The 12,834-nt window shown below is 48.1% G+C and carries 11 protein-coding genes and 5 tRNA genes; 10 read left to right on the forward strand and 6 right to left on the reverse strand.

Annotated features, from left to right (window positions below; translation table 11 throughout):
* Window positions 1–4 precede the first annotated feature (4 nt).
* The 6 genes from AADZ70_RS16015 to AADZ70_RS16040 form a co-directional block, all read right to left on the reverse strand.
* Complete coding sequence (locus tag AADZ70_RS16015) at window positions 5–1,918, reverse strand: glycoside hydrolase family 3 protein (protein ID WP_342007308.1); 1,914 nt, start codon at window positions 1,916–1,918, stop codon at window positions 5–7.
* 46 nt (window positions 1,919–1,964) lie between these two features.
* Entirely contained in the window at window positions 1,965–3,248 is a 1,284-nt protein-coding gene (gene pbp4b / locus AADZ70_RS16020) for a penicillin binding protein PBP4B (protein ID WP_095241891.1), read from the reverse strand.
* Window positions 3,249–3,266: 18 nt separating this feature from the next.
* A complete protein-coding gene (locus AADZ70_RS16025) occupies window positions 3,267–4,634 on the reverse strand; it encodes a PTS transporter subunit EIIC (RefSeq protein ID WP_342007309.1) in 1,368 nt (455 codons plus the stop codon).
* A gap of 130 nt (window positions 4,635–4,764) precedes the next feature.
* On the reverse strand, window positions 4,765–5,694 hold the full coding sequence (murQ, locus tag AADZ70_RS16030; protein WP_342007310.1) for an N-acetylmuramic acid 6-phosphate etherase: 930 nt from the start codon (window positions 5,692–5,694) through the stop codon (window positions 4,765–4,767).
* Window positions 5,695–5,773: 79 nt separating this feature from the next.
* Window positions 5,774–6,250, reverse strand: coding sequence for a GNAT family N-acetyltransferase (locus AADZ70_RS16035; protein ID WP_045926347.1), 477 nt, complete (start codon window positions 6,248–6,250; stop codon window positions 5,774–5,776).
* A gap of 17 nt (window positions 6,251–6,267) precedes the next feature.
* Window positions 6,268–6,720, reverse strand: a complete 453-nt coding sequence (locus AADZ70_RS16040) for a DUF523 domain-containing protein (protein WP_342007311.1) — start codon at window positions 6,718–6,720, stop codon at window positions 6,268–6,270.
* Between the two features lie 180 nt (window positions 6,721–6,900).
* Between AADZ70_RS16040 and AADZ70_RS16045 the strand changes: the two genes are divergently transcribed.
* From AADZ70_RS16045 to glmM, 10 genes are all read left to right on the forward strand, one after another.
* Window positions 6,901–6,972: transfer RNA gene (locus AADZ70_RS16045), tRNA-Glu, on the forward strand.
* A 3-nt stretch (window positions 6,973–6,975) separates the two neighbouring features.
* Window positions 6,976–7,051, forward strand: a tRNA-Val gene (locus AADZ70_RS16050).
* Between the two features lie 5 nt (window positions 7,052–7,056).
* Window positions 7,057–7,129, forward strand: a tRNA-Thr gene (locus AADZ70_RS16055).
* 19 nt (window positions 7,130–7,148) lie between these two features.
* Window positions 7,149–7,233: transfer RNA gene (locus tag AADZ70_RS16060), tRNA-Tyr, on the forward strand.
* A gap of 4 nt (window positions 7,234–7,237) precedes the next feature.
* Window positions 7,238–7,309: transfer RNA gene (locus AADZ70_RS16065), tRNA-Gln, on the forward strand.
* A 228-nt stretch (window positions 7,310–7,537) separates the two neighbouring features.
* Window positions 7,538–8,101: an RNA polymerase sigma factor SigW gene (sigW, locus tag AADZ70_RS16070; protein WP_003156766.1), complete on the forward strand. Its 564-nt coding sequence runs from the start codon at window positions 7,538–7,540 to the stop codon at window positions 8,099–8,101.
* A gap of 13 nt (window positions 8,102–8,114) precedes the next feature.
* On the forward strand, window positions 8,115–8,732 hold the full coding sequence (rsiW, locus tag AADZ70_RS16075) for an anti-sigma-W factor RsiW (protein ID WP_016936922.1): 618 nt from the start codon (window positions 8,115–8,117) through the stop codon (window positions 8,730–8,732).
* Window positions 8,733–8,906: 174 nt separating this feature from the next.
* Window positions 8,907–9,728 (forward strand): diadenylate cyclase CdaA, encoded by an 822-nt coding sequence (cdaA, locus tag AADZ70_RS16080; RefSeq protein WP_003156763.1) that lies wholly within the window; start codon window positions 8,907–8,909, stop codon window positions 9,726–9,728.
* Window positions 9,721–11,160, forward strand: a complete 1,440-nt coding sequence (locus AADZ70_RS16085; protein ID WP_342007312.1) for a YbbR-like domain-containing protein — start codon at window positions 9,721–9,723, stop codon at window positions 11,158–11,160. The genes cdaA and AADZ70_RS16085 overlap by 8 nt, the downstream gene beginning before the upstream one ends.
* A 17-nt stretch (window positions 11,161–11,177) precedes the next feature.
* Window positions 11,178–12,524, forward strand: a complete 1,347-nt coding sequence (gene glmM, locus AADZ70_RS16090; protein WP_045926343.1) for a phosphoglucosamine mutase — start codon at window positions 11,178–11,180, stop codon at window positions 12,522–12,524.
* Window positions 12,525–12,834: the final 310 nt, after the last annotated feature.

The following is a 12,834-nucleotide window of genomic DNA, read 5'->3' on the forward strand; positions in this document are numbered from 1 at the left end:
CTGTTTAAAGCGGTTTTCCGGTCTTCAGATTGATCCCGAAACCATATGGATACAGTGTCGTCCCCGGATGGGTGACGGAAGGAATAGCAGCGGGCAGCCTGCCTTTCGGTTTTGTCTGCCCGAATATCGCTTCAATGCCTGCCGGAATGTTTGGCTGGAGAAATTGTCCGTCTGCATATCCTTTAAACCCGTAGACTGCGATAAGGGCATCAGCTTCTTCAAAATTCGCGGCGTCGTAAGGATTCCGAAGACTCATCAGCACAAAGGGTTTTTGGTTCGACTGCGCAGCCTTCATGACGGCCCGCGGAAACGCGGTCGTCCATTTGCCGGGATCTGTGACGGAATCGTCAATGACACCGTCGTTTACGACAGGATCATTTTTTACGACATATGAGCCTGTAATGACGTAATCAGCGTCTGATACCAGCTTTTTGTGCTCATCATGAAAAGTGCGCTCGGCGAAGTTCATTTTACTGATGGTTACCGGCCGGATTTTTTTCTTCTTGATGAGCTGCCGAATGGTTTGTTCCATTGACGCTGTTTGATCTTCATAAGGAGCGGCAAGGAGAACGCGGCTGTTCTTTTTCGGTTTGAATGGGAGCGTGCTGTTTTTGTTTTGTAAGACGGTGACGGATCTTTCCGCGATTTGTTTTTCAGCCTTCAGATGGTTTTTGCTGCCGACGGTTTTATGCGCTTTTGCAATCTTCTTTTTCAGACTTGTTTCTTTCGGAGCGGGATATATCCCTCGTTTTATTTTCAAGGAAATGATGCGCTCCACCGATTTGTTGATTTGCTGAAGAGGAATATCCCCTTTTTGAACCGCCTTTTTTAAAGCGGAATGAACTTGGGCAAAGCGGTTTTCTGTTTGCAGCGATGTCACTTGGGCCGGCATCAGGGCGATGTCGACTCCTGCTTTTATTGCCATGACGACCGCCTCTTCCTGGCCGAAATGATCGGCAATGGCTTTCATGTTTAATGCATCCGTCACAATGACGCCGTTAAACCCCATTTCCTCACGGAGAAGATGAGTCATCACTTTTTTCGAGAGTGTGGCAGGTACAAGAATGTCTGAACCGTCCAGCTTGCTTTTATAGGTTGTATCATCAAAAGCGGGAAATTGCACATGGGCTGTCATGATCATATCGGCCCCGGCCTGAATGGCCTGACGGAACGGATACAGTTCGATCTGCCTCAGCCTTTCTTGACCGTGGGTGACAAGCGGAAGGCCGTAGTGGCTGTCGACATCCGTGTCGCCGTGTCCCGGGAAATGTTTGACGGCGGAAGCGACATCCTGTTTTTGCTGAGCCTTCATTGAGGCAAGGCCGAGTGCTGCTGTCAGATTCCGGTCTGAACTGAATGACCTGACGCCGATGACCGGATTTCCGGGATTATTATTGATATCGAGAACTGGAGCGAAATTCGTATTAATGCCGAGTGCTTTCAATTCTTTCCCGATAATAGCGCCGGTTTGGGACGCGTAGGCTGTTTTTCTTGCGGCCCCGAGTGCCATATTGCCTGGGAAATGAGTGCCCTCACCAAGTCTTGTGACGATGCCGCCCTCTTGATCAATGCTTAATAATAGCGGAATGTCAGGGCTTGCTTTTTGAAAGGCATCTGTCAGGCGCACCGTTTGTTCAGTGCTTTTTACATTTTCTGCAAATAAGATAACGCCGCCGAACCGGTACTTTTGAATAAGCCCTGCGACTTCGTCATTCATTTGAGTAAGAGCCTCAGGTGATGACTGCCCCTTTTTTTGCCAATTGCGGAAGTCTGGCATGAGCATCTGCCCTAATTTCTCATCTAATGTCATGCGGGATACCGTTTGTTCCGCCTGTGACGGAATATCCGGTTTTGTCGATGCATGATGCGTGCCGAAAACAATAAACAACAGTAATACAGCTGAGATGACAAGTTTCATAATGGCGCCCTCCTGCCGTCATAGTTTGGACAAAAGACATAGGTTGTCATTCAATGGCTTCGTAAATCGCTTTTACGACGCTGCCGTAGCTTCCGGTCGGGAAAAGATCCCCTTCAAAAACATTCGGATTTTCACCGGGGCTGACGACGGGGGAATGCTTTTTGTTGGTCAAAAGCGCGATCCCGAGATGATAAGCGGGGTCAATGATCGTGACGGTACCGGTCCATCCGGTATGGCCGTAAGCCTGCCTGCTTGCATAAGGGCCGAACATCCACTCCATATCAGGGCTGCCGTTTTTCCGCCAGCCGAGAGCGAAAGTCGGGTCAGAGGATGACGCCGTTGTGAACAGATCGGCCGTTTGCTGAGTGAAGAGAGAAACATGTTTGTAACTGCCGCCGTTCAGCATGACTTGAAGAAGAACGGCCATGTCATCAGCTCTTGAAAACAGTCCTGCATGGCCGGACACCCCTCCCATTGAGTAAAATGCTTTTTCGTCATGAACCTCCCCTTGCAGCGTATACGTCCTGATATGAGGAAAATGGATAACCCCGTCACGCGTGTTTCCTAAACGTTCAGTAGCTGCGAATGCTTTTTCTTTGAAGCCTTTTTGCAGCGGGTTAAACAGTGTGTGCGTCAGTTTCAGCGGTTTATACAGTTCTTGTTCCGCATAGGCATCAAGGGTTTTTCCAGTTATGTTTTCAATAATGCAGCCGAGCAGCATGTAACCGATATCGCTGTATACGTGTTTTGTGCCCGGTTTGTATTCAAGCGGGATCTGGGTGAGAAAACGGATCGTTTTGTCCCGTTCTTGTGAATAAAAAGGGCCTGCGGTGTCCGGCTTATAAAAATAAAAGCTTGCCGGCAGACCGGATTGATGCTGCAGCACATCAATGACGCGTATGCGGTCTTTTCCTTGGATCGGATCGCTTTTCCTGTCTTTGAAATCGGGAAGGTAAGCCGAGACTTTTTGATACACATCCAGCTTTCCCTGGCTGACGAGGCGCTGTAATGCAAAATTCGCCGCATACATTTTTGTGTTGGAAGCTAAATCAAACATAGTTGACGTTTTCATTTTTTTCGGACGGGATAAAAGACTGTTTCCATCATATTTTTTGCTGTAGCCGTATGCTTTCTTTTTGATCACCCGTCCGTCCTTTACGACAACGAGGACGGCTCCCGGGAATCCTGCTGCGATGTCTTTTTCAATCATTTGATCAACCTTTCTGAGCTTTGCTGTGTCGTATAATTTGGATTGGGCTCCGGCTTTGTGCTGCGGCAGAAAAGAGAGGCTGATGACCATGGTGAGTACGGCGGCTGCCAGTGTTTTCATATTCTGTTCCCTCCCGGCTTATTCAAATTCAGCAGCCATGTCATCCTTAAACCCGAAAGCATAGGTGAAGACAAAGCCCGCCGCGTAAGAGATGAAGAGACCGATGATATATAAAACGATTTGAGCCGGCTGTACGAGAAATGAGAGCGGAAGGCCGGAGACACCGATTGAAAAAGTCGCAACTTGAAAATGGGCTTGAAAGGCGCCGCCGATACCCGCCCCTAAACACGCTGTTAAAAACGGCCGGCCGAGCGGGAGTGTGACGCCAAAGATGAGCGGCTCCCCGATTCCGAGCAGACCGGATGGAAGTCCGCCGCCAATCGCTCTTTTCAATGAGGCTTTTTTTGTTTTCATAAAGATGGCGAAGGCCGCGCCTACTTGACCTGCGCCTCCCATTGCGAGAATCGGCAGAAGCGGGTCATCCCCGATGGATCGGATGAGTTCCAAATGCACGGGAGTCAAGCCTTGATGCAGGCCGGTGATGACAAGCGGCAGGAAGGCGGCTCCTAATACAAATCCCGACAGCACTCCCCCGATATTCAGCAGCGACAATAAACCTGATGTAATCAAATCAGAAATAAAACCGCCTGCAGGGATAAAGATGACATATGTCACCAGTCCTGTGATGAGCAAAGACAAAGTAGGCGTGACGATAATGTCGATGGATTGATGGACGTACTTTCTGATAAACCGTTCGGTATAAGCGATAAAAATCGCAGCGAAAAGAACGCCGATTAAACCTCCCCTGCCCGGGAGCAGATTCTCTCCGAACAAACTGATATTGGCGATCTCCGGGTTTAAGATCAATATGCCTGCAAGGCCGCCCATCGCGGGTGTTCCGCCGAATTCCTTCGCCGCATTGATGCCGACAAGGACGCCGAGGTAAGCGAATAAGCCTGAACCGATAACCGTTAAAATAAGTGCGATTTGAGATTCTTTCGGGAGCCAGCCGGCCTGAATGACGGCTTTCGTCATGCCGGTGATTAAACCTGATGCAATGAGTGCGGGAATAAGAGGAATGAAGATGCTTGATATTTTTCTCAAAAGCAGTGTGATGGGTGTTGTATTTTTTCTGTTAAGATCGGCTTTTTTCCGTGAGGCGGCTTCTTTTAAATCAATGTTTTTTCCGGGTGACACCAGTTTTGCGAAAGCGTCGGCGACATGATTGACGACACCCGTGCCGAGGATGATCTGCAGTGTTTCGGCTTCGACGACGCCTATTACCCCGTCAAGACGTTTCAGCGCTTCAATATCCGTTTTGTTCTGATCTAAAGGCGTAATTCTCAGGCGTGTCATACAGTGGGTAAAGCCCGAAATATTCGATGAACCGCCGCAGTTGTCCAGAATATCTTTGGCCAGCGACTGATAAAATGCCTCTTTGCTCATGAAGACCCTCCTCTTTCCGTACCATTTTTCCCGCGGAGCTGTGCCTGAAACGCATCCTGAAAGCGCCTGCGCCGATCATGAAAACGGCGCGGGCTGGTAAAAGGCACATTATGCGGAGCCAAAAGAATGATCAGCGATTTTTTTCGCTTGAAACATGCTGTTCTATGGCTTTGTCAATGAAGCCTTCCGATTCTTCGAGCAGTGCTTTCGCGTGTGTTTTGTCCGAATTCGTCTTCAGCATAACAATTGCCGTTTTGACATGGCTGTCTGCGGCCTCAAGGGTTTCTTTTGCTTTATCGTACGGAACGCCCGTAATGCTTTGGATAATGCCGATTGCCCGTTCTTTCAATTTTTCGTTGCTGACATGAACGTCCACCATTAAATTTTCGTACACTTTGCCGCTTTTGATCATCACGGCCGTGGAAATCATGTTCAGAATCATTTTATGTGCTGTCGCGGCTTTCATTCGTGTTGACCCTGTAATCACTTCGGGGCCGACGACGACTTCAATGCTGTGATCGGCAAAGGTGCTGATCAATGAGTGCTTATTGCATGTGAGCGCGACTGTTTTGGCGCCGATTGTTTTTGCGTATTTCAGCGCACCGGCCGCATACGGTGTGCGCCCGCTTGCGGCGATGGCGATCACGGTGTCTTCAGCGGTAAGGCCGATCGTTTTGAGATCGAGAGCGCCGGTTTCCTCGCTGTCTTCTATACCTTCAGCCGCTTGCAAAAAGGCGTCTGCCCCTCCGGCCATCAGACCGATGACGGTGCCGGGACTTACGCTGTATGTAGGCGGGCATTCAACCGCATCAAGTACACCAAGCCTGCCGCTTGTGCCCGCTCCCGCATAAATCAGCCTGCCGTTTCGCCGCAAAGACTGATGGGCAAATTGAACGGCAATTTCAATATCAGGCAGCACCTGCTGAACGGCGTCCGCCACTTTGAAGTCCTCTTGGTTAATGATGCGGAGGATTTCCAACGTGTCTGCTTGATGGATTGAAGCGGTCTGCGGGTTTCTTGTTTCTGTGGTCAATCTGTGAATGTTAAGCCGGTCTGTCATGAATGTACCCTCCCAAGTCGTTATTACTTGAAGTATATGGGCTTCTGAATATATGTTTCAAGAAAAAAATCAAACGCTTTCACAAAAAAAGATGCAGAATGTGCTGTTCGCCTATGGGGCCGATCCTACGACGCCCTTTATCAATAAAACCGGAAGACAGGTACAGGTTCTTTGCGCGATGATTGCGATGGTTCACTGCAAGCACGATCTCGTCACACCAAGGAAAATAACTTGCGGCAAAAGCGGGGAGCTGCAGCATCGCTTGTTTGGCATAACCTTTTCCTTGCTGCCGCGCATCTATGGACAGTGCGCTCAGTAAAATGGCAGACACGCTGTTCGAATATGGAGCTATGGTTTCCTTTGAGGTATGTAAAATGAAAAAACCGACGGGGGTGTCTTCTTTTAAAACGACTGTAGGATAGCGCTCCCGGATGACAAGAGCCTGCGGCAGTACATCCTTCGGGAGCGCTGTGAACATTTTATCTTCTTCACTGAGTACAAACCCGTTCAGGCCGTCTGCATGCTCCGGTTTATAAAAGGATAGGGCTGCAACCATGATATCTACTCTCCTTTTTATAGTTGATACAGTTCATTTTCTGATAACACGCGGCAGCCTGCCCGTTTTAATAGAGCGGAAGTGATGCCGTCCCCGATTATCTTTTTCCCGGAGAAAGTGCCGTCATAGATGAAGCTGCTGCCGCAGGACGGACTGTTTTCTTTAAGGATGACCATTGCGGCGCCTATTTCTTTTGCGTATGCTAACGTTTTTTCCGCGCCGTCTATATATAAAGATGTAACGTCTTCACCTGATGCTGTTACGATTCTTGCTGTTCCGTTCAGCACGTCTTCGCCCGTGCCGCCGAGGATTTCCGCCGGTTCGCGGGGAGTGGTGAAGCCGCCCAAAAGTTCGGGGCAGACCATAACAGCTTTCTTTTCCTCTACGAGTCTGCGGATTTTTTCCGAAGCGGCGTGAGAGCCGTTATACCTGCATTCGATACCGCCGAGACAAGAGCTGACTAAGATCATCTGTGTCCATTCCCTTCAATATTTTGATACTTTCATCTTAAATGAAATAAGAGAGAAGGGATGAGTTTTTCAGTTAAAAAACGGGTAAAAAAGTTTGAAAATAAAAAAAATAAATTTTCTCTTTACAAAAGGGGTATAACCTGTATATAATAACTTTTGTCAGCTCGACGCGGACACAACGGCCCGTTGGTCAAGCGGTTAAGACACCGCCCTTTCACGGCGGTAACACGGGTTCGAATCCCGTACGGGTCATATGGAGGATTAGCTCAGCTGGGAGAGCATCTGCCTTACAAGCAGAGGGTCGGCGGTTCGAGCCCGTCATCCTCCACCATATTTGCCGGCCTAGCTCAATTGGTAGAGCAACTGACTTGTAATCAGTAGGTTGGGGGTTCAAGTCCTCTGGCCGGCACTGTTTTTCAACAAAATACGGAGGGGTAGCGAAGTGGCTAAACGCGGCGGACTGTAAATCCGCTCCCTCAGGGTTCGGCAGTTCGAATCTGCCCCCCTCCACCATTTTTGGGCTATAGCCAAGCGGTAAGGCAACGGACTTTGACTCCGTCATGCGTTGGTTCGAATCCAGCTAGCCCAGTCTCAGACACCTTTTGCATAAGGTGTCTTTTTTTATTTGTATTTCGTCTCGAATTTCGATTGTTCATCAGATATACTATTTTTAAGCTGCTGTTAAGGCATTATATTCTGTATTTTCCATCTACACCCTGCCTGAAATTTGGTAAAATAAATGTAATAAAAAAATGAAACCTTTTAAAACAATCAACGTATAGATACAGACCGGTGAAGGGCAGAGGTAAGATAAAACATGGAAAACCTGATTAAAAAAAGAATCAAGCAAGTCAAAAAAGGCGATCAAAATGCGTTTGCGGAAATCGTTGACCTTTATAAAGATAAGATTTACCAGCTTTGCTACCGCATGCTCGGCAATGTCCACGAAGCGGAAGATATTGCGCAGGAAGCTTTCATCAGAGCGTATGTCAATATCGATAGCTTCGACATCAACAGAAAGTTTTCAACGTGGCTATACAGAATTGCGACCAACCTGACCATTGACCGAATCCGCAAGAAAAAGCCTGATTATTATCTGGACGCAGAAGTGGCGGGCGCAGAGGGGCTGACGATGTATTCGCAGATCGCCGCGGACGGGGTTCTCCCTGAAGACGCCGTGTTGTCATTGGAGCTGTCGGACACAATTCAGAAAAAGATTTTAAAGCTGCCTGACAAGTACAGAACAGTTATTGTATTAAAGTATATTGATGAACTCTCTTTAATTGAAATCGGGGAGATTCTGAATATCCCTGTCGGCACCGTAAAGACAAGGATACACAGAGGCAGAGAGGCTCTTAGAAAACAATTAAGGGATCTTTAAGTGGGGTGATGAAATGAGCTGTCCTGAACAGATCGTGCAGCTTATGCATAAGCATCTTGATGGAGATATCCTTCCTGAAGATGAAGACGTATTAAAACAACATTTGCGGTCATGCGGGAATTGCAAACGGCATTTTCATGAAATGGAGAAATCCGTAGCGCTCGTCCGGAGCACATCGCATGTCACAGCCCCTGCTGATTTTACTGCCAAAGTTATGGCGAATCTTCCAAAAGAGAAAAAACGCGCTTCTGTAAAACGATGGATCAAAACTCATCCGATAATTGCAGCCGCGGCGGTTTTTGTGATTTTAATGGGCGGCGGTTTTTTCAACAGCTGGCATAACGACCACAATTTCAGTGTGTCAAAGCAGCCGAACCTTGTCGTGCAGAATCACACGGTCACCGTCCCTGAAGGCGAGACCGTAAAGGGCGATGTCACAGTAAAAAACGGCAAGCTGGTCATTAAAGGGAAAGTCGACGGCAACGTGACCGTGGTTAACGGAGAAAAATACATGGCCTCAGCCGGACAAGTCACCGGGCAGATTGAAGAAATTAACGAATTGTTTGACTGGGTCTGGTACGAACTGAAAACAGCGGGTCAGGGCGTCGTGAGTGCTTTAGACTCCGATTAAAGATGAGTAAAGCGTATAATCGCTTTACTCTTTTTTTACGCGGCGCCGCGCTGGCTGATTTCACTTGATAAATCAAAATGTGGTATAATGAGCACGCTATATGATGTACATATTGCTCATGCAGCACAATTCATAACAAAAAACGAAATGACTGAATTCTTGGAGGACGAGGAAATGGCTTTTGAGGACATCCCATTTTTGCAATACCTCGGCAATGCCGTTGATATTCTCCTTGTTTGGTATGTGATATATAAATTAATCATGGTCATACGCGGAACGAAGGCGGTTCAGCTTTTGAAAGGAATCGTCGTCATCGTGTTGGTCCGGATGGCCAGTTCATATTTGGGACTCAGTACGCTTCAGTGGCTGATGGACCAAGCGATAACATGGGGATTTTTAGCGATCATTATTATATTCCAGCCTGAGCTGAGACGGGCGCTTGAACAGCTCGGACGGGGCCGGTTCTTTTCAAGGAGCGGCACCCCCGTGGAGGAAGCGCAGCATAAGACAATTGAAGCGATTACAAAATCAATCAGCTACATGGCGAAACGCCGCATCGGCGCCCTTATCGCCATTGAGCGCGACACGGGGATGGGCGATTATATTGAGACGGGCATCCCGCTTAATGCGCAGGTCAGCTCGGAGCTTTTGATTAATATTTTCATTCCGAATACGCCGCTGCACGATGGAGCGGTCATTATGAAAAATAACGAGATCGCGGCGGCTGCCTGTTATCTGCCGCTTTCTGAAAGCCCGTTTATTTCAAAGGAGCTGGGGACGCGGCACAGAGCTGCTGTCGGCATCAGTGAAGTGACGGACAGCTTAACCATTATCGTATCTGAAGAGACGGGCGCCATCAGCGTGGCCAAAAACGGAGACCTTCACAGAGAATTGACGGAAGAAGCACTGAAAGAAATGCTTGAAGCCGAGTTTAAGAAAAACGCCAGAGATACTTCTTCTAACCGCTGGTACTGGAGGGGCAAGAAAAATGGATAAATTCTTAAACAACCGCTGGGCTGTAAAGATCATTGCATTGCTCTTTGCGCTCCTGCTTTATGTTGCGGTTAACAACAACCAGGCGCCGACTCCGAAAAAGCCGGGGGAATCCTTTTTTCCGACATCAACGACTGACGAGGCTACGCTTACTGATATTCCTGTAAAAGCATACTATGATGAAGCGAATTACGTGGTCACCGGCGTGCCTCAGACCGTAAATGTCACGATTAAAGGATCGACAAGCGCGGTGAAAAAGGCGAGACAGACGAAAAATTTTGAGATATACGCCGATATGAACAAGCTGAAGACCGGGACTCATAAGGTCGAATTGAAGGCGAAAAATGTATCGGACGGACTGACGATATCCATTAACCCGTCAGTCACGACGGTTACGATTCAGGAAAAAACGGCTGAGAGTTTTCCGGTTGAGGTTGAATACTACAATAAAAGCAAAATGAAAAAGGGGTATACGCCCCAGCAGCCGATTATCAGCCCGAAAAACGTACAGATTACGGGTTCGAAAAATGTGATTGACAACATTTCGCTTGTCAAAGCATCCGTGAACCTTGAAAATGCAAATGAAACCATTGATAAGGAAGTGAAGGTGACCGTCTATGACAAAGACGGCAACGCACTTCCTGTTGATGTTGAACCGTCAGTCATTAAAGTGACGGTTCCCGTGGCCAGTCCGAGCAAAAAGCTCCCTTTCAAAATCGTAAGGAAGGGAAGTCTTCCTGACGGGGTGAGCATTGCAAGCATTGACTCGAACCCGAGTGAGGTGACGGTTTACGGCCCGCAGGACGTGCTGGATTCACTTGAGTTTATCGACGGCGTATCTCTTGATTTAGGCAAAATTGATAAAGATACGGATATAGATGCCGACATTCCGCTTCCTAAGGGTGTGACAAAGGTGTCGCCGGGGAAAATTACGCTTCATGTTAAGGTGGACAGTGAAGACAAAAAGGATTTTGACAATGTCGCAATTAAGACGGTCGGATTGGGAGGCTCGCAGCAGATTGAGTTTCTCGACCCTGAATCGCGGGCGATAAATATTACGGCCAAAGGCTCTCCGGCCAACATTAAGGCGCTGAAAAAGTCGGACATTGAACTGTACGCCAATGTCTCAGACTTAGATGACGGAGAGCATTCTGTAAAGCTTGCAGTAAACGGACCGCAAAACATCACATGGTCCCTGTCAAAAGACACGGTTAAAATCAAGCTGACTTCTAAGAAAAACACAAGTTCAAATAAAAATAACGGCAGCTCCGCCGATTCCGGCAATAAGGACGGCACAAGCGGAGACGCAGACAAAGACAAGAACAAGAACCGGGAAGACGACACTGACAGCGATCAGAATAAAAGTCAAAACCAGGATCAAAATCAAGACCAGGATGAAGGCGGATCAAGCGCTGATTCATCTTCAACAGAATGAAAAAGGAGCGATACAAAATGGGCAAGTATTTTGGAACAGATGGTGTAAGAGGTGTTGCCAACAGCGAGCTTACGCCAGAGCTGGCCTTTAAAGTGGGGCGTTTTGGCGGTTATGTCCTGACCAAAGATAAACAGCGCCCGAAAGTGCTGATCGGCCGTGATACACGCATCTCCGGACATATGCTGGAGGGAGCCCTTGTCGCCGGACTTTTATCGATCGGAGCTGAAGTGATGCGCCTCGGCGTCATTTCTACACCGGGGGTATCCTATTTAACGAAAGCCATGGATGCTGAGGCGGGCGTCATGATTTCCGCTTCTCACAATCCCGTACAGGATAACGGAATTAAATTTTTCGGAGGAGACGGCTTTAAGCTTTCTGATGAGCAGGAGGACGAGATTGAACGTCTTATGGATGAACCGGAAGATAAGCTGCCGAGACCGACAGGCGCGGACCTCGGGCTTGTGAACGATTATTTCGAAGGCGTTCAAAAATATCTGCAGTTTTTAAAGCAGACGGCAGACGAAGATTTCACGGGCATTCATGTAGCGCTTGACTGCGCCCATGGTGCGACATCTTCCATTGCGACGCACCTTTTTGCCGATCTTGATGCTGACGTGTCTACAATGGGGACGTCTCCGAACGGATTAAATATTAATGACGGCGTCGGTTCTACACATCCGGAAGCGCTGAGTGCTTTCGTCAAAGAAAAAAACGCCGACATCGGCCTTGCATTTGACGGCGACGGCGACCGCCTCATTGCCGTTGATGAAAAAGGAAACATTGTCGATGGCGATCAGATCATGTACATATGCGCGAAGTATTTGAAATCAGAGGGCCGTCTCAAAGATGATACCGTCGTATCAACCGTGATGAGCAATCTCGGTTTCTACAAAGCGCTTGAAAAAGAAGAAATCAAAAGCGTTCAAACGGCAGTCGGAGACCGCTATGTCGTAGAAGCGATGAAAAAAGACGGCTATAATGTGGGCGGCGAGCAGTCAGGGCACCTTATTTTCCTTGATTACAACACTACCGGTGACGGGCTCTTGTCCGCGATCATGCTTGTGAATACGCTGAAAGCGTCCGGCAAAACCCTTTCAGAGCTTGCGGCTGAAATGAAAAAATTCCCGCAGCTTTTAGTAAATGTGAAAGTGACGGATAAATATAAGGTGGAAGAAAACGCTAAGGTGAAGGCCGTTATTTCTGAAGTGGAAAAAGAAATGAACGGAGACGGCCGGATATTAGTGCGTCCGTCAGGCACTGAGCCGCTCGTCCGCGTGATGGCGGAAGCGAGAACCAAAGAGCTTTGTGACGAATATGTCACAAAAATCGTGGATGTCGTGCGGACAGAAATGGGAGCGGAGTAGCGAAGTTTATAAACAGAGAGCGAACAAGACAAGTGCGATCAGCATAATATGATAGTAAACATGATGCCGGGGCGGCAAAAAATAATTGACCGTCCTTGGCACATGCTGTAAAATCAAGCTTGTTCGGCCTTTGTTTTTCACTTGCAGGGAAGGCGGAATTGTTTGCATCTTTTATAATTACAGCGCCCGAACTAAGCGCCCGAAAAACGGCTTAGTTGACGAGGATGGAGGTTATCGAATTTTCGGCGGATGCCTCCCGGCTGATTCATTTAGATCACAGCCGTAAGGATTTCTTCAAACCGGAGGGGCG

It is taken from the genome of Bacillus sp. YBsi01 (genome assembly GCF_038406745.1).
Lineage (GTDB): Bacteria > Bacillota > Bacilli > Bacillales > Bacillaceae > Bacillus > Bacillus siamensis.